Annotated in this window: 17 protein-coding genes; 9 read left to right on the forward strand and 8 right to left on the reverse strand. The window is 71.8% G+C overall.

Going from position 1 to position 18,478, the window contains the following annotated elements; all coding sequences use genetic code 11:
* Positions 1–29: 29 nt before the first annotated feature.
* On the reverse strand, positions 30–1,223 hold the full coding sequence (locus tag AB0G28_RS29785; RefSeq protein WP_361096193.1) for a glycosyltransferase: 1,194 nt from the start codon (positions 1,221–1,223) through the stop codon (positions 30–32).
* A 123-nt stretch (positions 1,224–1,346) separates the two neighbouring features.
* Between AB0G28_RS29785 and AB0G28_RS29790 the strand changes: the two genes are divergently transcribed.
* The gene (locus AB0G28_RS29790; RefSeq protein ID WP_361096196.1) at positions 1,347–2,042 is read left to right on the forward strand and encodes a hypothetical protein; all 696 of its coding nucleotides are present in this window, start codon (positions 1,347–1,349) and stop codon (positions 2,040–2,042) included.
* Between the two features lie 33 nt (positions 2,043–2,075).
* Positions 2,076–3,524: a serine hydrolase domain-containing protein gene (locus AB0G28_RS29795; protein WP_361096199.1), complete on the forward strand. Its 1,449-nt coding sequence runs from the start codon at positions 2,076–2,078 to the stop codon at positions 3,522–3,524.
* A 126-nt stretch (positions 3,525–3,650) separates the two neighbouring features.
* Here the strand turns inward: AB0G28_RS29795 and AB0G28_RS29800 are convergent, their stop codons facing one another.
* From AB0G28_RS29800 to AB0G28_RS29810, 3 genes are all read right to left on the reverse strand, one after another.
* Complete coding sequence (locus AB0G28_RS29800) at positions 3,651–4,013, reverse strand: septum formation initiator family protein (protein ID WP_361096339.1); 363 nt, start codon at positions 4,011–4,013, stop codon at positions 3,651–3,653.
* Positions 4,014–4,203: 190 nt separating this feature from the next.
* The gene (gene eno, locus AB0G28_RS29805; protein ID WP_361096202.1) at positions 4,204–5,490 is read right to left on the reverse strand and encodes a phosphopyruvate hydratase; all 1,287 of its coding nucleotides are present in this window, start codon (positions 5,488–5,490) and stop codon (positions 4,204–4,206) included.
* Positions 5,491–5,554: 64 nt separating this feature from the next.
* Entirely contained in the window at positions 5,555–6,013 is a 459-nt protein-coding gene (locus tag AB0G28_RS29810; RefSeq protein ID WP_361096205.1) for a VOC family protein, read from the reverse strand.
* 72 nt (positions 6,014–6,085) lie between these two features.
* Between AB0G28_RS29810 and AB0G28_RS29815 the strand changes: the two genes are divergently transcribed.
* Positions 6,086–6,490 (forward strand): tetratricopeptide repeat protein, encoded by a 405-nt coding sequence (locus AB0G28_RS29815; protein ID WP_361096208.1) that lies wholly within the window; start codon positions 6,086–6,088, stop codon positions 6,488–6,490.
* A 222-nt stretch (positions 6,491–6,712) separates the two neighbouring features.
* Here the strand turns inward: AB0G28_RS29815 and AB0G28_RS29820 are convergent, their stop codons facing one another.
* Positions 6,713–7,459, reverse strand: coding sequence for a murein transglycosylase (locus tag AB0G28_RS29820; protein WP_361096341.1), 747 nt, complete (start codon positions 7,457–7,459; stop codon positions 6,713–6,715).
* Between the two features lie 368 nt (positions 7,460–7,827).
* Between AB0G28_RS29820 and efeU the strand changes: the two genes are divergently transcribed.
* The 6 genes from efeU to AB0G28_RS29850 all read left to right on the forward strand — a co-directional run bounded on the left by efeU (position 7,828) and on the right by AB0G28_RS29850 (position 13,277).
* Positions 7,828–8,673 (forward strand): iron uptake transporter permease EfeU, encoded by an 846-nt coding sequence (gene efeU, locus AB0G28_RS29825; RefSeq protein WP_361096211.1) that lies wholly within the window; start codon positions 7,828–7,830, stop codon positions 8,671–8,673.
* Complete coding sequence (gene efeO / locus AB0G28_RS29830; protein ID WP_361096214.1) at positions 8,670–9,812, forward strand: iron uptake system protein EfeO; 1,143 nt, start codon at positions 8,670–8,672, stop codon at positions 9,810–9,812. Before efeU ends, efeO begins: the two co-directional genes overlap by 4 nt.
* Complete coding sequence (gene efeB / locus AB0G28_RS29835; RefSeq protein ID WP_361096217.1) at positions 9,809–11,068, forward strand: iron uptake transporter deferrochelatase/peroxidase subunit; 1,260 nt, start codon at positions 9,809–9,811, stop codon at positions 11,066–11,068. The genes efeO and efeB overlap by 4 nt, the downstream gene beginning before the upstream one ends.
* A 62-nt stretch (positions 11,069–11,130) precedes the next feature.
* On the forward strand, positions 11,131–11,700 hold the full coding sequence (locus AB0G28_RS29840; protein ID WP_361096220.1) for a WHG domain-containing protein: 570 nt from the start codon (positions 11,131–11,133) through the stop codon (positions 11,698–11,700).
* Positions 11,697–12,833: a GDSL-type esterase/lipase family protein gene (locus AB0G28_RS29845; RefSeq protein ID WP_361096223.1), complete on the forward strand. Its 1,137-nt coding sequence runs from the start codon at positions 11,697–11,699 to the stop codon at positions 12,831–12,833. Before AB0G28_RS29840 ends, AB0G28_RS29845 begins: the two co-directional genes overlap by 4 nt.
* 33 nt (positions 12,834–12,866) lie before the next feature.
* Positions 12,867–13,277 carry a PPOX class F420-dependent oxidoreductase gene (locus AB0G28_RS29850; RefSeq protein ID WP_361096226.1) on the forward strand — a complete coding sequence of 137 codons (411 nt, stop codon included), beginning with the start codon at positions 12,867–12,869 and terminating at the stop codon, positions 13,275–13,277.
* A 3-nt stretch (positions 13,278–13,280) separates the two neighbouring features.
* Here the strand turns inward: AB0G28_RS29850 and helR are convergent, their stop codons facing one another.
* From helR to AB0G28_RS29865, 3 genes are read right to left on the reverse strand one after another with little or no spacing between them, the layout of a single operon-like run.
* Positions 13,281–15,470, reverse strand: a complete 2,190-nt coding sequence (gene helR / locus AB0G28_RS29855; RefSeq protein ID WP_361096230.1) for an RNA polymerase recycling motor ATPase HelR — start codon at positions 15,468–15,470, stop codon at positions 13,281–13,283.
* Between the two features lie 8 nt (positions 15,471–15,478).
* Entirely contained in the window at positions 15,479–16,909 is a 1,431-nt protein-coding gene (gene rox, locus AB0G28_RS29860; RefSeq protein WP_361096233.1) for a rifampin monooxygenase, read from the reverse strand.
* A 53-nt stretch (positions 16,910–16,962) separates the two neighbouring features.
* Positions 16,963–18,291: a glycosyltransferase gene (locus AB0G28_RS29865; protein ID WP_361096236.1), complete on the reverse strand. Its 1,329-nt coding sequence runs from the start codon at positions 18,289–18,291 to the stop codon at positions 16,963–16,965.
* Positions 18,292–18,478 lie beyond the last annotated feature (187 nt).

Consider the following 18,478-nt stretch of genomic DNA (forward strand, 5'->3'; position numbering starts at 1 on the left):
CGGATGATCCACGACGAGCCGCCCCGCCGTTACCCGGGACCGTCGAGCAGCAAGCGGGCGGCCGTTTCCGCCCCGTCGGTGCGGATCTCCGCGCCCAAGGCCTCCGCCCGCGCCCGGGTTTCCGGTGCCAAGGCCGTTTCGAACGCCGCGGTCAGGGACTCGATCGTCGCCGTCGGGCCGTCGAGTGCCGCGCCGACCTTGGTCGCCGCCACCTGGCCTGCCCAATACGGGTTGTCCGCCAAGCGGATGGGGACCACCACCTGCGGCACGCCCACCCGGGCGGCCGTCTGCGTCGTGCCCGCGCCGCCGTGGTGGACCACCGCGGCCAGCCTGCCGAACAGGCGCTGGTGGTTGACGTCGCCGATGGCGAAGCAGCCGTCCACGGCCAAGCCGGCCCAGCCGCGGGAGACGAGCACCCGGCAACCGCGGGCCCGGCTCACCTCCACGGACCAGCGGGCGATGTCCGGTGACGGCGTGATGCTGCCGAAGCCCACGTAGACCGGCGGCGGCCCCGCGGCCAGGAACTCTTCCAGCTCGTCCGGCAGCGGCCGCTCGTCCACCAGGGTCCACGCACCTGTCTGGACCACTTGACGGCCGCCGGTTTCCGGCCACGGCCCCAAAACCGGGTCGGCCGCCAGCCACGGCCGGTCGGAGTAGACGTGGTCGCGCACGTTGCCGACCGGCGGCAGGCCGAGTGCGGCCCGGTGGGCGTTGAGGGGCTCGAGGAACTGCGCGTTCACCCGCTGCGCGTCCAGCTCCCACAGCGCCGCGTTGTCCGCGCCCGCCGGTTCGGACCAGCCCGGCCGCGGTGGCGGCGCGTGGTGCGGCGACGGCAGGTTGACCGCCGAATAGGTCACGTAGACGTAGCGGATCCCCGCGGCTTCGGCCACGGACCGCGCGGCGACCTGCGCCAGGCCCGCCGCCACCAGCACGTCGCATCCCTCAGCCGCCGCGGGGAAAACGTCGAACTGGGTCTCGAGCAGCTCGTCGCGGTACCGGGTCAGTTCCGCCGGCGTCGGCGGAGCCGTCGCGCGCATCAACGCCCGCACCGGTGGCCCGACCGGCACCGACTCGATCCCGAGACCGGCCAGCCGTTCCGTGAACTCCTCGTCCGGCGGCGTGCACATCCGCACTTCGGCGCCGGACGCCCGCAGCCGCACCGCCAGTGCCACCAGGGGTTCGACGTCGCCGCGCGTCCCGTACGTGGAAAGCAGCACCCGCATTGTGTGTCCTCTTCGCTCTCTTCGGCGATGTGAGCGCTTTCTCCTCGCGCGGAACCGCCTTCGGTGACTACTGTCGAGGCGGACAAGGGCTTCTGACCGTCAACAGAACTTGAGGGCCACTCGATGCCTGTTTCGTCCGTACCCGCCCCTGATGTTTCGATCATCTTGCCCTGCGCCGGATCGGGAACGCGCTTCGGCGCGCCGTATGCGAAGGAGTTGCATTGCCTGGCTCCCGGGGTCACCGTCCTGGACCGAAGCCTGGAAGCCGTGGTCGATCTGGCGCGCAACGGGCTCACCGTGCGCGTGGTCGTCGTGTTCGGCACGCACAAGCTGGATACGGTGAAGTATCTGGCGCGTTACGCCGGGATGTTCCAGCTGGTCTTCGTCTACCAGGACGACACGGCCGAACCGGGGCTCGACGGAGCGATCCGGTGCGCCTTGCCGATGACGCGGGGACCGGTGGCCCTCGTATTGCCTGACATCGTTGTCAGCGACGGCGGCAGCCTGCGTTCGGCCCTGCGGCACACGGAGGTCGCGGGGTGGGCGGTGGTCGCCGCGGCGGAGCGGGATCCCGCTGTGCTGCGGCAGATGGGCGCGCTGACCGTCGTCGAGGGGAGTGGCGACGTGCTGGTCAAGGCGGCCGCGGAGAAGCCGGCGGATCCCACGGGGTTCAACGCGCTGTGGGGCATGGTGGCGGTCGCCGAGGATGAGGCGGGCCGGCTGCCCGACGTGGTCGTCCGGGAGGCGGACAGCCCGCTGGCCGGCTCGGTCGCCGTCATGGTGGAGCGGATCGTCAACTACAACACGGCCGAAGGCTGACATGGTCCTTTGTGGACTCAAGCGAGGAGAAGGATGCTCGACGATGTGATGACGGCGCTCGACACCGTCCTGCCCCGGCTGGCCGCGGTCACCGGCACGCCCGGGGTGGCTGTCGCGGTGGCGACGAGCGACGAGCTGCGGACGGCCGCGACCGGCTTCGCGGACCTGGCCGCGGGCACGCCGATGACGGCCGAGACGCCCGCACCGGCGGGCTCGCTCACGAAACCCGTGACGGGGCTGGCCTTCATGCAGCTGGTCGAGGCGGGCCTGGTGGGCCTGGACACGCCGGTCGACGAGGTGCTGCCCGCGGGCCTGCGCGGCCCGGACCCGGCGCCGGTCACGACGGCCATGCTGGCGGCGCACCAGGGCGGCTACTACAGCGACATCGTCACGGCGACGGCGCCCACGGCACCGGCCGAGCCGATCCTCGACTACGTCCGGCGGCGGCACGAGATCGGCCGCGCCGTGGAGTACGGCGGGAGGCTGCCGCTGGTGACGGCGCCGGGGCCGTACTCGTATTCGAGCTTCGGCGTCGGGGTGCTGGGCGGGGTCGTCGAGCACCTGGCGGGAGAACCGTACGGTGCCCGGGTCGACCGGGAGGTGTTCGCCGCCACCGGGATGACGGCCTCGAGCTTCGACGCCGCCGGCAGCACCGGCTACCTGGCGTTCGGCGACTGGTGCGTGCCGAGCCCGCCCCTGCGGACCGCGGCCTACCCGGGCGTCGGGATGTCCACGAGCGCCGCGGATTTCGCGCGGCTGCTGCAATCCCTGCTGCGTACCGCCCGGGGTGACCGCGGTCTGGTCGGGCCGGAGTCGCTGGCGGCGATGGTGACGCCGCGGGCCGCGCGTCCGAGCCCGCACGGCGTCCGGTCCTTCTCGGGCCTGACGCTCGAGCTGGCGGACCCGGAACTGGGCGAGGACTGGTGGTGGGGGCACACGGCCGCCTTCCCGTGGGGATTCTGGTGGGAGGCAAGGGTCTGGCCGCACCGCGACCTGGCGGCGGTGGCGGTGGGCAACCGGTGGGACATGGCCCGGTTCCACAACCCGGCGACGCGCAGCGCGCCGGGTCTGGCGGTCGAGTGGGCGGGTCGCTGGGCGGTGGCCGGGGCCCCGGGGAAGCTGCCGGACATGGACGGCCGGCCTCGTTGGACCGGGCCGCGGCCCACTCCGGAAAGCTCGCACTGGATGGGAGTGCTGACGGGAGAACGCACGCACGGCCTGCTGGCCGTGGCGGAACCGCTGCCGGTGCCTGCCCTGACTGCGGGCGCCCGCTCGCTGGGCGACGGGGATCCGGGCGGCTGGGACCCGGAGGCGTTCGCCCGCGGGGTGGAGCAGGCCCGGGCCGTGGCACCGGATCCGGACGCGCTCGGTGTCCTGGGCCGGGAACTGGGTCCGGCCGCGGCGCTGTGGATGCTGGAGTGCGGAGCGTCCAGCGCGGACCTGACCATGCCGGTCGGCTTCTACGCGGGCGCACCGCGGTAGATCCATGAGAGGCACCCTCACCGGCGCGCCCCAAACGCCCCAATGTGGCGTTGGTTGCGTCTAACGCACCCAATGTGGCGTTCGGTGCGTCTGACGCACCGAACGCCACATTGGGGCGTTTTAGACTCAGCCGGAGGAGACCTGGTTCCAGAGGTTCTCGTACCAGGAGCTGCCCACAGGCTGCTGCTGACCAGGCGGCGCGGCCGCGTCCGGCGCCTTGTCCTCCGGCAGCTGGACGATGTACGGCGTCTCGCCAGGCTTGACGTACCGCAGCCGCCGCCGGGCTTCGGCCTCGATCTGCGCCGGGTCGCTCAGCTCCGCCTTGCGGCCTTGGAGCTGAGCGACCTCCTGCTGCAGCTGCGCCTGCTGCGCCTGCTGTTCGCGGACCTCGGACCGCTGGGAGAGGTACGTGCGCAGGGGCACGGCGATGGTGAACGCCAGCGCGCACACCACGATCGCCACCACCGCCGCGCGGCGGGTGGTGGACATGCCGAGCACCTTCGCCGCACCGGACGCGCGCTTCGCCGCCAGGCCCCGGCGCAGCCGGGCCCTGGTGGTTTCCGCGTCGCCGGTGCGGCGGCGCGCCGCTTCGGGACGGCGGCCCGGCGCGGGCCGGCCCGTCCTGGACGAGCCGGCGCCGCCGCGGCGGCCGCGCGCCCTCCCCCGGTCCGCCACGGGCTCAGCCCTCGGCGCTGAACCGCGGGAAGGCCAGCTCGCCGGCGTACCGGGCGGCGTCGCCGAGGGTCTCCTCGATGCGCAGCAGCTGGTTGTACTTGGCGATCCGCTCGCCGCGGGCCGGGGCACCGGTCTTGATCTGGCCGACGCCGGTCGCGACCGCCAGGTCGGCGATGAACGTGTCCTCGGTCTCGCCGGAGCGGTGGCTCATCATCGACTTGTAGCCGAACGACGTGGCCAGCGAGATCGCGTCGAGCGTCTCCGACAGCGTGCCGATCTGGTTGACCTTCACCAGCAGCGCGTTGGCGGCACGGCGGGTGATGCCCTCCTCGAGGCGGTCCGGGTTCGTGACGAACAGGTCGTCGCCGACGATCTGGACCTTCTCGCCGACCTCGGCGGTCAGGGTGACCCAGCCGTCCCAGTCGTCCTCGCTCAGCGGGTCCTCGATGGACACGAGCGGGTAGTCGCGCAGCAGCTCGGCGTAGTACGCCGACATCTGCTCGGCACTGCGCTTGCTGCCCTCGAACGTGTACGCGCCGTCGGCGAAGAACTCCGTCGCGGCGACGTCGAGCGCGAGCGCGACGTCGCGGCCCGGGGCGTAGCCGGCCTTCTCGATCGCCTGCAGGATCAGGTCGAGCGCCTCGCGGTTGTTCGCCAGGTTCGGCGCGAAGCCACCTTCGTCGCCGAGGCCGGTCGAAAGGCCGCGGCCCTTCAGCACCGACTTCAGCGAGTGGTAGACCTCGGCGCCCCAGCGCAGGGCCTCGCGGAAGGTCTCCGCGCCGATCGGCGCGATCATGAACTCCTGGATGTCGACGTTGCTGTCCGCGTGCGAACCGCCGTTGAGGATGTTCAGCATCGGCACGGGCAGCACGTGCGCGTTCGGGCCGCCCAGGTAGCGGAACAGCTCCAGCTCGGCCGAGTCCGCGGCGGCCTTCGCGACGGCCAGCGAGACGCCGAGGATGGCGTTCGCGCCGAGGCGGGACTTGGCGGGCGTGCCGTCGAGGTCGACCAGCTTCTGGTCGACGATCCGCTGGTCGACGGCCTCGATGCCGACCATCTCCGGGCCGATCTCGTCGAGCACCGCGGCGACCGCGCGCTCGACGCCCTTGCCGTTGTAGCGGCCGGTGTCGCCGTCACGCAGCTCGACCGCTTCGTGCTCACCGGTCGACGCACCCGACGGGACCGCGGCCCGCGCCAGGGTGCCGTCGTCGAGGGCCACCTCCACCTCGACCGTCGGGTTGCCGCGCGAGTCCAGAATCTCGCGCGCGCCTACCTGCTCGATGAGAGCCACGCCATGCTCCTCGGTGCATCGTTTCTGCCTGCGGTAACGCGCCCAGCCTAGCCTTCGCCGCAGTTCACCCGTTGGAGGACTCACCGCCCCGGACCTCCTGCCACCCGGGCGGCAGTTCGACGGTCTCGGACGTCTGCTGCCAGAAGGTCCAGCTGTTGCCGCCGGGATCGGCGACGGTGAACACCCGGGCACCGTACGGCTGGTCCTGCGGCGGTTCCAGCTCGCACTCGTCCCGCAGGGCCGCCTCGATCCGCCCGTAGGCCTCGTCGACGTCGTCGACGTAGAGGATGTTGAGCTGCCCGACCGGCCCGTCGACGCCCTTGGCCTGCCAGTAGTCCGGCCCGACGCCCGCGATCTGGATCCGCGCGCCGCCGGCGGACAGCGTCGCCTGGAACACCTCGCCCGCCGCGTCGCAGAACCGGACCTCCTCGGTGAACCCGAAGACCCTGGTCAGCCAGGCGAGCGCCGCCGTGGCGTCGGCGTAGTACAGGTAGGGCGCGAGGCCCCGGTAGCCGCTGCTCATGGCGGCACAGTCCATCACGTCCCGTTTCGAGGCGTGTGCATCCCCCTCTCCCGGGGTAACGTGGGAGCGACCATGACGGACGCCGCAGCTGCTTCGCAGCCTCCCGAGGAGTCGCGGTTCCATGCCTTCCGGCAGGCCGAAGACCTGGTGGGCCGCCGTCGCCCGCTCGACGCGCTGAAGGCGTTGCAGCCCCTCCTGGAGTCCGAAGCGGACAAGCCGTCGGTGCACCTGCTGGCCGGGCGCGCGTACTTCCACTCCGCGCAGCTGCGGCGGGCCGAGCAGGCGTTCACCCGGGTGCTGGAGCTGGACCCGACGGACCACTACGCGCGGTTCATCCTGGGCCGGACCCTGCAGCGCCTCGGCCGGTTCGTCGAGGCGCTGGCGCAGATGCGGATGGCGTCGGCGATGAACCCGGTCCCGGAGTACCTCGAGGCGATCAGCGAGGTCAAGGCCCACATCGCACTGCGGGAGCCCTGACGCGGGAGGGCCGAACGGCCCGGTCCGCCTCGGTCTTTCGGCTGATCCGCACGGGCCCGTCGGCCGATCCGCCGCACCCCCTCCTCCGGCGATGCTGGACGCAGACCGAACGAGGAGGGACCAAGATGACGATCTTCGCCACGCTGGGTGCTTACGCCGGCTTGCTGCTGCTGGTGCTGATGGCCGTCACGCCGCTGATCGCCGACCGCGAACTCTGAGACCTCAGGGGGCGACGCTCGCCTCCGCGTAGGCGTCCGCCGCGCTGAAGACGTCCTGTCCGTAGTCGACCGCCTGGTCGTAGAACAGGATCGCCCGCCACCAGCCCGCCGGTGTGCCCAGGTCGTCGCCGCCCGAGCAGAGGAAACGGGCCGCTGTGAAGGCCGCGTCGTCGATGTTCTGCGGGTCCGGTGCGCCGCCGTCGCCGTTCGCGCGCTGCTGGTACTTCTTCCACGTCGAGGGCAGGAACTGCATCGGGCCGATCGCGTGGTCCCACGCCTTGTCGCCGTCGAGCTTGCCGCCGTCGGTGTCGTGGACCGCCGGCACGCCGGGCGTGCCGTCCAGCGGTGGCCCGACGACCGGCTTCGCGACGCGGCCGTTCGCCTCGATCGCCGAGAGGTCGAACGCCGCGCGCTCGGCCTCGACCCGGCCGATGCCCGCCAGCGTCGACCACGCGAGGTGGCACGTCGGCTTCTGGCTCTGCATCCACATCTCCGCCCGGCCGTACGCCGACAGCACGCGCGCCGAGACGTGCGTCTTGCCCGCGACGCGGGCCGCCCACGCGTCCAGCTCGGCCTGGTCGGACACCTTCGGCCGGTCGACCGGCGCGGCAAGCCCGGCGCGCGGCGCTTCGGCGCCCGGCTGCGGGCGCTGCTCCGGGATGGGGAGCGGCGGCTGCGGGGACGGTGACGCGGCGGGCGCGTCCGGGTTCCGGACACCGATCGTGACGACCAGGATCACGCCGGTGAGCACCAGTCCCAGCGCGAAGGCCGCCCGGCCGAGGTACCGCCGCGGCGGACCACCCGGAGGCGGCGACGGAGGCGTGACGGTCGGCTGAGCGGTTTCGGCCACTCGAACAGGTTACGGAGGCACTCAAGAGGGTCACTCGGACGCGTGAGCAGGCAAGCTGACGGTAAAAACCATCCCCCTGCCAGGGACATCACAAATTTCGTTATCGAGTCGACGCGCAGGCCCCTGACCTGCGGTTACCCTAACCTAACTCGGACGACGAGTCCACTTTGCCCGTTTTCTCCGGCTTCCCCCGGCGTAGGCTCACTGGACTTACAGGTGAGCCTTACCTAAAAAGTTCACGGAGCCGAAGAACTCAGGGAGGCGGACCGGTGTTGTTCTCGAGCGCGCTGATCGGGCTGCGCGAAGGCCTGGAAGCCGCGCTGGTCGTCAGCATCCTGGTGGCGTTCCTCGTCAAGACCGAGCGGCGGCACGCGCTGCGCTGGGTCTGGCCGGGCGTCGGCGCCGCGGTGGTGCTGTCGGTCGCCGTCGGCGCGATCCTCACCTTCACGACCCACCAGCTGACCTTCGAGCACCAGGAGCTGCTCGGCGGGAGCCTGTCGATCGTCGCCGTCGGGTTCGTCACCGCGATGATCTTCTGGATGCGCAAGGCGTCCAAGAGCATCGCCGCCGAGCTCCGCGGGAAGATGGACGACGCGCTGGACGTCGGCCCGATGGCCGTGCTGCTGCTGTCGTTCCTCGCGGTCGGGCGCGAAGGCCTGGAGACCGCGGTGTTCTTCTATTCGACCGTGCAGGCCGCGCAGTCGGACACCGTGCAGCCGCTGATCGGCTTCACCGTCGGCATCGCCGCCGCCGTCGTGCTCGCCTGGCTGCTCTACAAGGGCGCGGTCCGCTTCAACCTGGGCAAGTTCTTCACGGTCACCGGCGTCCTGCTGGTGTTCGTCGCCGCGGGCGTGCTCGGCTACGGCCTCCACGACCTGCAGGAGGCCGCGTTCCTGCCGGGGATCCACACCCTGGCGTTCGACGCCTCCGCGACGCTGCCCGAGACGTCCTGGTACGGCGCCCTGCTGAAGGGCATCTTCAACTACTCGCAGCAGACGACCGTGCTGCAGGCCGTCGCCTGGGTCGCCTACGTCGCCGTCGTGCTGCCCCTCTTCCTCAAGCCCAGCAAGAAGACCGCGCCGGCGCCCGCCGCCGCGGCCGCCTCGAAGGAGTGACCGTGCGCAAGACCCCCTCGCTGGCCCTGTTGGCCGGCGCCACCATGCTGGTGACGCTCGCCGCGTGCGACAGCAAGAGCGACACCGCGGGTGCCGCGGGCGACGGACCGATCAAGGTCTCGGCGTCCGACACCGCGTGCGAGGTCTCCGCCACCACGGCCGGCGCGGGCAACCTGACCTTCGAGATCACCAACAAGGGCACCAAGGTCACCGAGTTCTACCTCTACGCCGAGGGCGACCGGATCATGGGCGAGGTCGAGAACATCGCGCCCGGGCTGAACCGGCGGCTGATCGTCGAGGTCGCCGACGCCGGCAAGTACCAGACCGCGTGCAAGCCGGGCATGTCCGGCACCGGCATCCGCGGCGACTTCACCGTCACCGGCGGCGTCGCGAAGCAGAACAACGCCGACGCGCAGAAGGCGCAGGCCACCAAGAGCTACGCCGACTACATCGCGAACAACACCGCCGCGCTGCAGGACGAGACGGCGAAGTTCGCCGACCTCGTGAAGACCGGCAAGGCGGACGAGGCGAAGGCCGCGTACGCGCGTACTCGCATCTACTACGAGCGGATCGAGCCGGTGGCCGAGAAGTTCGGTGACCTGGACCCGGCCATCGACGTCCGCGAGGCCGACCTGCAGCAGGGGCAGCAGTTCACCGGGTTCCACCGGCTGGAGAAGGACCTGTTCAAGACCGGGCTGCAGCCCGACAGCGGGCAGATCGCCGACAAGCTGGTGACCGACGTCAAGGACCTGGTCGCGAAGACGAAGACCCTGGAGCTGTCCGCTCTGGACCTGGCGAACGGCGCCAAGGGCCTGCTCGACGAGGTCGCGACCGGCAAGATCACCGGCGAGGAGGAGGCCTTCTCGCACACCGACCTCTGGGACTTCCAGGCCAATGTGGACGGTTCGAAGGGCGCGATCACCTCGCTGCGGCCGATCCTGCAGGCGAAGGACCCCGCGCTGGTGTCCACTCTGGACAAGGAGTTCGCGAACGTCCAGGCCCTGCTCGACAAGCAGCGCGCCGGTGACGGCTTCAAGCTCTACACCGAGCTTTCCCAGGACCAGGTCAAGGAGTTCGCCTCGGCCGTCGATGCGCTGAGCGAACCGCTGAGCAAGGTTGCGGAGGTCGTGTCGAAGTGACGTCGACAGAGGGCACGCGCGTCTCGCGGCGGAAGCTCTTCGGCCTGGCGGGCGCGGGTGTCGCGCTCGCCGGGGCCGGAGCCGCCGCCGGCATCGGGATCGACAAGGCGACGAGCGGCAGCGCCGAGGCGTCGACGAACGTCGTCGACTTCCACGGCGAGCACCAGGCCGGGATCGTCACCCCGGCACAGGCCAACCTGCACTTCGCGGCCCTCGACGTCACGACGAAGGACCGCGAGAAGCTGCGTCGGCTGCTCAAAACGTGGACCGACGCGGCCCGCCGGATGACGGCGGGCCAGGAGGTCGTCGCGAACGGCGCGGTGGGCAGCGGCGCGTACGCCCCGCCCGGCGACACCGGCGAGGCGCTCGACCTGCCGGCGTCGAACCTGACGCTGACCATCGGCTTCGGGCCGTCGCTGTTCGACGGCCGGTTCGGCCTGGCGGGCAAGCGCCCGCCGCAGCTGATCGACCTGCCGCTGTTCCCGAAGGACAAGCTCGACCCGGCCCGCAGCGGCGGCGACCTGTGCATCCAGGCCTGCGCGGACGACCCGCAGGTGGCGGTGCACGCCGTGCGCAACCTGGTCCGGCTCGGCTTCGGCGTCACCGAGGTCCGCTGGTCGCAGCTCGGCTTCGGCCGCAGCTCGTCGACGACGCGGACGCAGGCGACGCCGCGGAACCTGTTCGGGTTCAAGGACGGCACGAACAACATCAAGGCCGAGGAGCCCGACGTGCTGGGCGACCAGGTGTGGGCCACCGCGGCCGACGGCCAGGCCTGGATGGCCGGCGGCTCGTACCTGGTGGCGCGCCGGATCCGGATGCACATCGAGACGTGGGACCGCGAAACCCTCGACGGCCAGGAGAAGATCATCGGCCGCACGAAGGGCACCGGCGCCCCGCTGGGCCAGACCGCGGAGTTCGACGAGCTGGACCTCGACGTCGGCGGCGCGGGCGGCGAGAAGCTGATCCCGGAGGACGCGCACGTCCGGCTGGCCTCGCACCAGGCGCTCAACGGCGTCCGGATCCTGCGCCGCGGCTATAACTTCGTCGACGGCTCCGACGGCGTCGGGCACCTCGAAGCGGGGTTGTTCTTCCTGGCGTTCAACCGCGACACCCGGAAGCAGTACGTGCCGATGCAGCAGGCGCTGTCGTCGAAGGACGCGATGATGGAGTACGTCCAGCACACCGGCTCCGCGCACTTCGCGGTCCCGCCGGGCGTGACCCGCGATTCGAGCTGGGCGGACGCGCTGTTCTCCTGATCCCGGTTGCCTAAAGCCTTTAGGTTGATCTACCATAGCTTTAGGCAACTGGGAGAAGGCTGGTGGTTCGAGCGGGATTGACCACGGAACGCGTGGTGCGCGCCGGTGCGGAGCTGGCGGACGAGGCAGGCTTCGACCGGCTGACGCCGTCGGAGCTGGCCCGGCGGCTCGGCGTCCAGGTGGCCAGCCTGTATTCGCACGTCAAGAATGCCGACGACCTGCGGACGAAGATCGCGCTGCTCGCGCTGGACGAGCTCGCCGACCGGGCCGCCGCCGCGCTCGCGGGCCGGGCCGGGCGGGACGCGCTCGTCGCCTTCGCCGACGTCTACCGCGACTACGCCCGCGAGCACCCCGGCCGCTACGCCGCCGCGCAGCTGCGGCTCGATCCGGAGACCGCCGCCGCGAGCGCCGGGCCCCGGCACGCCGAGATGATGCGCGCGATCCTCCGCGGCTACGACCTGTCGGGGCCGGACGAGACGCACGCCGTCCGGCTGCTGGGCAGCGTCTTCCACGGGTTCGTCAGCCTCGAAACCCAGGGCGGGTTCGACCACAGCCCGCCCGCCGCGGCCGACAGCTGGGTCCGCATCCTCGCCGCCCTCGATTCCCTCCTGCAGGATTGGCCGAAGCCGTGATCGACATCCCCCTGACCGCGGACCTCGTCCGCGGCGCCCTCGAACTCGAACGCACCGGGCGCGGCCTGGTGCCGCACCGGCTGCCGGCCCGCGCACGGGCCCAGAACAGCGACCCGAGGCTCGCCTTGGCCGAGGTTCAGCCCGCGGGGGTCCGGCTGCGGTTCCGGACCCGGGCCGACGTCGTCGAGCTGGAGACACTGCCGACCAAGCTCGTCTACCCGGGCGCGCCGCCGCGGCCGGACGGGGTCTACGACCTGCTCGTCGACGGCGAGCTCACCGCCCAGGCGAGCGTGGCCGGCGGTCACACACTGACCGTCGACAGGGCGACCGGGGCGTCCTCGCGCACCGAAGGCCCGTCCGGTTTCGTCCGGTTCGCCGGGCTGGGCGGGCAGCCGAAGGACGTCGAGATCTGGTTGCCGCACAACGAAATCACCGAGCTCCTCGCCCTGCGCACCGACGCGCCGGTCGAAACCGTTCCAGCAGACCGGGTGTGGCTGCACCACGGCAGCTCGATCAGCCACGGTTCGAACGCGGCGAGCCCCGCGACGACCTGGCCCGCCCTCGCGGCCACCGCGGCCGGCGTCGACCTGGTGAACCTCGGGTTCGGTGGCAACGCGCTGCTCGACCCGTTCACCGCGCGGGCACTGCGCGACACGCCCGCCGACCTGATCAGCCTCAAGCTCGGCATCAACGTCGTCAACGCCGACCTGATGCGCCTGCGTGCGTTCGGGCCCGCCGTGCACGGGTTCCTCGACACGATCCGCGACGGGCACCCGGACACGCCGCTCGTCGTCGTCTCGCCGCTCTACTGCCCGATCCACGAACAGACCCCGGGGCCGGGCGACTTCGACCACGAGGCGCTGGCCGCCGGCGAGATCCGGTTCCGCGCGACCGGGGATCCCGCCGAGCGGGCCGCGGGCAAGCTGACGCTGGAGGTCATCCGGGACGAGCTGGCCCGGATCGTGACGCGGCGGCAGGCCGAGGACCCGAACCTGCGCTACCTCGACGGCCTCGAGCTGTACGGCGAAGCCGACTTCGCCGATCTCCCGCTGCCGGACGACCTCCACCCGTCCCCCGCGGCCCACCGCCGGATCGGCGCACGGTTCGCCGAGAGCGTACTGACCGGATCTTGACTTCAAGCGAGCTTGAAGTTGGACGCTCGGACCATGTTCACCGAAGCAGAGCTCCAGTACCTCGCCGACTTCCCGCTCGGCCGCCTGGCCACCCAGCAGCCGAACGGCACCCTGCAGAACAACCCGGTCGGCTTCCGCTACAACCCGGACGAGAAGACCATCGACGTCACCGGGCACAACCTGCGCAACAGCAAGAAGTTCCGCAACATCGCGACGCACGACAAGGTGGCTTTCGTCGTCGACGACCTCCCCTCGACGAACCCCTGGCGGGTCCGGTGCCTGGAGATCCGCGGCCGCGCGGAAGCCCTGGTGGGCGTCAACCTCCCCGACAACCACTTCGACGACGCGGTGATCCGCATCCACCCCGAGCGGATCCTCGCCTTCGGCGTCGAAGACTGGGACCGGGAGCCGCTCGAGCTGGAGGCGAACATCCGCAACGTCTGAGGTTCACCGCGCCGGCGCCGGGACCTCGGCGAGCCCGGAAAGGGCTTGCGGCAGCGGGTCCCGGTGCAGGACGCCGAGGCGCTGCGTCGCGCGGGTCAGCGCGACGTAGAGCTCGGCCGCGCCGCGGGGGCCGTCGGCGAGGATCCGGTCCGGGTCCACGACGAGGACGGCGTCGTACTCCAGGCCCTTCGTCTCGGCCGCCGGCACCGCGCCCGGCACGTCCGGCGGCCCGATCACGACGCTGGTGCCTTCGCGGCCGGCTTCTTCGCGGACGAACTCCTCGACGGCCGCGGCCAGCTCGTCGCCGGTGACGTGCCTTGCCCACGGCCGGACGCCGGACGCGCGGACCGACTCCGGCGGCCGGACGTCCGGGGCGAACTCGGCGAGCACCGCGGCGGCGACGGCCATGATCTCCGCCGGGGTGCGGTAGTTCACGGTCAGCGAACGGTAGACCCAGCGGCCCGCCACGTACGGGTCCAGCATCGAGCCCCACGACCTCGCCCCGGCCTCCGAGCGGCGCTGGGCGAGGTCGCCCACCACCGTGAAGGACCGGCCGGGACAGCGCCGCATCAGCGCCCGCCAGTCCATTTCGGACAGTTCCTGGGCCTCGTCGACCACGACGTGCCGGTAGGTCCAGTCCCGGTCCGCGGTGGCACGCTCGACGAGGGTCCGGGTGTCGGTCTCGACGAAGCGGTCCGCCAGGTCCTCGGCGCCGAGCAGGTCGCTGGCGATCAGGCCGATGTCTTCGTCGACGTCCTGCCGCTCGATCAGGTTGTCCAGCACGTGCGCGGCGTAGGCGGCCTTGGCCCGGCGGTCCCGTTCGGCGGCCCGCTCGGCCTCCTGGTCGGCGGCCTTGTCCCGGCCGAGCAGATCGATCAGCTCGTCCAGCAGCGGGACGTCCGACACCGTCCACGCGTCGCCTCGCTCGCGGAACAGCACGTCGTCCGCGCCTGCTGCTTGCAGCCGCTCGGAAGACGAGAACAACTGCGCCAGCAGGGTTTGCGGTGTCAGGATCGGCCAGAGGTCGTCGAGCGCCTTGGTGAACGTCTGATCGGCATTGAGGTCCTTGAGCAGCTCCGCCCGGAAGTTCTCCCATTCCTCGCGGTCGTCGCGGCGCAGCCAGCCCCGCCCGATCCGGTTCATCGCCCGTTCGGTGAGCACGTACGTGACGATGTCGGTGAACACCGCGCGGGCTTCGTTGTGCGGCAGCCCGCTGTCCCGCGCCTCCTGCCTGGCCCACTCCGCGGTCTCGGCGTCGATCCGCACGGTGACGTCCCGCAGCTGGATCGCCACGGGCTCCTCCGGCAGCCGCTGCCGGTCGGCGATGGCCGCCGCGAGCACGTCGAGGATCTTCCGCGATCCCTTGAGCCGCGCGGCTTCCGGCCCGTCCTCGGCCGTGACGTGCAGGCCGGGCACGAGGTCGCCGGTCGTCATGAACACGACGTCGGTCTCGCCGAGCGACGGCAGCACCCGGCCGATGTGGTTCAGGAACGCCGGGTTCGGCCCGACGACGAGCGCGCCGTGCCGTTCCATCCGCTCCCGCTGGGTGTAGAGCAGGTAGGCGACGCGGTGCAGCGCCACCACCGTCTTCCCGGTGCCCGGGCCGCCCTCGATCACCAGCACGCCCGGGTGGTCGAGCCGGATGATCTCGTCCTGCTCGGCCTGGATCGTCGCCACGATGTCGCGCATGCCCTCGCCGCGTGGGGCGTTGACGGCCGCGAGCAGCGCGGCGTCACCCGACGCCTCGTCCCCGGGACGGCCGAGCACCTCGTCGGTGAAGTCGACGACCGTCCGCCCGCGAGTGTGGAACTGACGGCGGCGGCGCATGTTCTCCGGGTTCGCGCCGGTGGCGGTGTAGAACGGCCGCGACGCCGGCGCCCGCCAGTCGAGCAGCACCGGTTCGTGCTCGTTCTCCTCGTCGAAGAGCCCGATCCGGCCGATGTAGCTCTTTTCGCCGGAAACGGCGTCGAGCCGGCCGAAGCACAGCCCGTTGTCGACGACGTCCAGCCGCCGCACCTCCCGGCTCAGCGCGCGCACCCGGACGTCCCGTTCCATGGCGCCGAGGTCGTTGCCGCCCAGCGACGCCTGGTACTCACCCCGCACGCGTGCCCGTTCGGCGTCGAGCCGCGCGTAGAGCCCGGCGACGTAGTCCCGTTCGGCCTGTAGTTCGTCTTCGTGGTCCTGAGCTGTCATGGGTTACCTCAAGCCTTCCGCGGCGCGCCGAACCAGGCCGCCAGCCGGTCGAGCAGTTCCGCCTGGTCTTCGCCGACCCAGGCCACGTGGCCGTCCGGCCGCACCAGCACCGCGGGCGCGTCCAGCTCTTCGCTGACGTCGACGACGTGGTCGACCCGGTCCGCCCAGCCCTCGGCCGAGAGCCGCCCGGTCTGGTCGAGCAGCAGGCCGCGGCCGCCGTGCATCAGGTCGTACAGCCGGCCCCGCTTCAGCGCGACGTCCCGCAGCCGCCTGCCGACCAGGTCGTGGTCGTCGCCGAAGTCGTAGCGGATCTCGATCCCGACGATCCGCCCGATCAGGTACCGGTTCACCTCTTCGAAGTCCATCAGCTTCGACCACAGCCGGCGCAAGGCCTGGGGACCGGGCTCGGCACGCATCAGCTCCCCCTGGGCCCGGGTGTTGTCGAGCACGTCGGCCGCCACCGGGTGCCGTTCGGCCTGGTAGCTGTCGAGGAGCCCGTCCGGTGCCCAGCCGCCGAGCTCGGCGGCCAGTTTCCAGCCGAGGTTCACCGCGTCCTGGAGGCCCAGGTTGAGGCCCTGGCCGCCCAGTGGCGGGTGGACGTGCGCCGCGTCGCCGGCCAGGAACACCCGGCCTTCGCGGTACCGCTCGGCCAGCCGGGTCGCGTCGCCGAAGCGGGACAGCCACAGCGGGGAGTGCACGCCGAAGTCGGTGCCGGCGTAGAGCCGCAGCCGCTCCTTGAACTCGTCGAGGGTCGGCGGGACCGAGCGGTCCTCGGCCACCGACTCGGCGGGCACCAGGACGCGGTACCGCCCGTCCTTGGTGGGCCCGAGCCCGAAGAACTTCTCGGTCTTGCGGATCTCGGTCACCTTGGCGGTGATCTCTTCCGCCGGCACCCCCACTTCCATCTCGCCCAGCAGCGTCTCCTTCGTGGCGGGCTCGCCGGGGAAGCCGATGCCGAGCAGCTTCCGCACGGTGCTGCGGCCGCCGTCGCAGCCGACGACGTAACGCGCGCGCAGCTGCGTACCGTCTTCCAGCTCGACGGTCACGCCGTCGTCGTCCTGGCTCAGCCCGGTCACCGCGCTGCCGCGCCGGATCTCGGCGCCCGCCTCGAGGGCGTGCTCGGTCAGCAGCCGCTGGGTGACGGGCTGCGGAATGCCGAGGACGTAGGCGTGCGCGCTGTCGAGCCGTTCCGGCCACGGCTTTTGGATGCCGGCGAAGTAGCCGGGCATCTTGAACTGCTTCCCGTTCTCGAGGAACTTCTCCAGCAGGCCGCGCTGGTCCATCAGCTCGATGCTGCGCACGTGCAGGCCGAGCGACCGCACCTCCTTGACCGGCTCCGGCTCCTTCTCCAGCACGAGCACCCGCACGCCGTGCAGCCGCAGCTCGGCCGCCAGCATCGTCCCGGTCGGGCCGCCACCGGCCACGATCACGTCGATCATCGAAATCCCCTCGGGTAGAGCGAAAAAAGTTTCTGGTCGCCGGTGTGCGAGATTCACGCGGAAGTGACGGCCGGCCCCCGGCCGCCACGGCTTTGAGCGGCCGGAATTGTCGGTGGTCGCCGGTAGAGTGGAAAACGGGGGGCGCCCCCGCGGGCACCGGCACCGGCACCGGCACTCCCGCCGACGGCGTCGAGCAGCAGCTTCGCGGCGGCCTCCGCGCCGTCGCCGCGGATCGTGGGCGCCACGGCCGCCGCGCGCTCTCTCACCTCCGGAGCCAGCGCCGTTCTCAGCGCGGCCGACAACGAATCGAACGTCGGCGCCGGGCCGTCGTGGGCCACGCCGACCCCCAGCTCGGCCACCCGGCGCGCCCAGTACGGCTGGTCCGCCGCCTGCGGCACCACCACCTGCGGCACCCCGGCGCGGGCGGCCGTCGTCGTGGTGCCCTGGCCGCCGTGGTGCACGACCGCGGCCACCCGGCGGAACAGGGCCTGGTGGTTGACCTCGCCGACGACGAAGCAGTCGTCCCCGGCATCCACCGCGGACAGGCCGGCCCAGCCGTGCTGAACGACCACGCGGCGGCCCTGCGCGCGGACCGCGTCGATCGCCACCCGGGCGACGTCCGCCGCCTCGCGCATGGGCATGCTGCCGAACCCCACGTGGACCGGCGGCACCCCCGCCGCCAGGAACGCTTCCAGGTCGTCCGGGAGCGGACGGTCGTCCGGCGTGATCCACGCGCCGGTCTGGACGACGTCGAGATCCGGCGTCGGCACCCACGGGTCCAGGACGCGGTCCGTGGCCAGCCACGGCCGGCCGTTCAGGACGTAGCCGCGGACGTCGTCCACCGGTGCCAGGCCGTTCGCCACCCGGCTGGTGTTGAGCGCCGCGCCGAACAACGCGTTCACGCTCTCGGCGTCCAGCTCCCACAGCACCCGGTTGTCGGTCTCCCCCGGCGGGAACGGCCGCCCCGGGTACGCCAGCGGCGCGTGGTGCGGCGATGGCAGGACGACCTTCTGGAAGGTCACCACCACCGAGCGCACGCCCAGCTTCTCCGCCACCGACAGGGCACCGGCCACGGCCGGCGTCATGCCGGTCGCCACCAGCACGTCGCACCCCTCGGCCGCCCCGGTGACCACGTCGAACTGCGCGGCGATGAGCTGGGCCGCGCGCTCGGGCAGCGACGCCGGCGCCGCTTCGGTCAGCGCCCGCGCCGACGGGCCGACCGGCACCAGCTCGACGCCCGCGCCGGCCAGCCGCCGCGCGAAGTCCTCGTCCGGCGGCGCACACACCCGTACCTCGGCGCCGAGCGCCCGCAGCGCGGCCGCGAACCCCACGAGCGGTTCGACGTCCCCCCTCGACCCGTACGTCGACAACAGAACACGCACTCGCAAACCCCCGATATTTCGCGTCCTGAGCCGGGGTGTCCGGCTCAGGACGACGATTTTGAGGGACAACGGGGGTCTTGCGGCAAGCCCCCCTGTGCGATATACGTTAAACATGGAGGGAGTTGGTTTCCGCCTTCCCTCTTTCCCAGCCGCTTCACCACGCCCCTTTTCCGGGTGTGTTTGCGCA

The organism is Amycolatopsis sp. NPDC021455 (assembly GCF_040640995.1).
Lineage (GTDB): Bacteria > Actinomycetota > Actinomycetes > Mycobacteriales > Pseudonocardiaceae > Amycolatopsis.

What these genes read in the sequence shown, in the direction of transcription:
- AB0G28_RS29815 (WP_361096208.1), top strand. Translation starts at nt 6,086, where the DNA reads ATGACGGACGCCGCAGCTGCTTCGCAGCCTCCCGAGGAGTCGCGGTTC.
- AB0G28_RS29810 (WP_361096205.1), bottom strand. Translation starts at nt 6,013, where the DNA reads ATGAGCAGCGGCTACCGGGGCCTCGCGCCCTACCTGTACTACGCCGAC.
- AB0G28_RS29790 (WP_361096196.1), top strand. Translation starts at nt 1,347, where the DNA reads ATGCCTGTTTCGTCCGTACCCGCCCCTGATGTTTCGATCATCTTGCCC.
- AB0G28_RS29795 (WP_361096199.1), top strand. Translation starts at nt 2,076, where the DNA reads ATGCTCGACGATGTGATGACGGCGCTCGACACCGTCCTGCCCCGGCTG.
- rox (WP_361096233.1), bottom strand. Translation starts at nt 16,909, where the DNA reads ATGATCGACGTGATCGTGGCCGGTGGCGGCCCGACCGGGACGATGCTG.
- AB0G28_RS29800 (WP_361096339.1), bottom strand. Translation starts at nt 4,013, where the DNA reads ATGTCCACCACCCGCCGCGCGGCGGTGGTGGCGATCGTGGTGTGCGCG.
- AB0G28_RS29850 (WP_361096226.1), top strand. Translation starts at nt 12,867, where the DNA reads ATGTTCACCGAAGCAGAGCTCCAGTACCTCGCCGACTTCCCGCTCGGC.
- helR (WP_361096230.1), bottom strand. Translation starts at nt 15,470, where the DNA reads ATGACAGCTCAGGACCACGAAGACGAACTACAGGCCGAACGGGACTAC.
- AB0G28_RS29785 (WP_361096193.1), bottom strand. Translation starts at nt 1,223, where the DNA reads ATGCGGGTGCTGCTTTCCACGTACGGGACGCGCGGCGACGTCGAACCC.